The sequence below is a fragment of the Sulfitobacter sp. 15WGC genome (genome assembly GCF_005068605.1).
Taxonomy (GTDB): Bacteria; Pseudomonadota; Alphaproteobacteria; order Rhodobacterales; family Rhodobacteraceae; genus Sulfitobacter; species Sulfitobacter faviae.
In genome coordinates this window covers 1-255 of record NZ_SZNL01000121.1, presented here as the reverse complement: position 1 = coordinate 255, position 255 = coordinate 1, and the positions used below count along the sequence as shown (strand labels likewise).

The window sequence follows — 255 nt, the reverse complement described above, 5'->3', positions numbered from 1 at the left end:
GGGCGGGGTAATGGCAATCATCATGCTCGCCTTCATGCTCGGCATGTATTCCAATCGAAAGACGAATTTTGCGATCTTCACTGGGGCTGCCATCGCCTTTGCGGCCGGCGTCTACTTGGTCCGGTCGCAAGATACGGTAGGCGACACCGCTTGGATGAAAGCCATGATCCCGCACCATTCAATCGCGATCCTGACCAGCGAACGCGCAAACCTGTCCGATCCGCGCGTGCGCGAGTTGGCCGACGCGATCATCGA

General features: G+C 58.4%; 1 pseudogene. It reads left to right on the top strand.

From position 1 onward, the window contains the following. A pseudogene (locus tag FCK22_RS18220) lies at positions 1-255 on the top strand (DUF305 domain-containing protein); the annotation flags it as partial.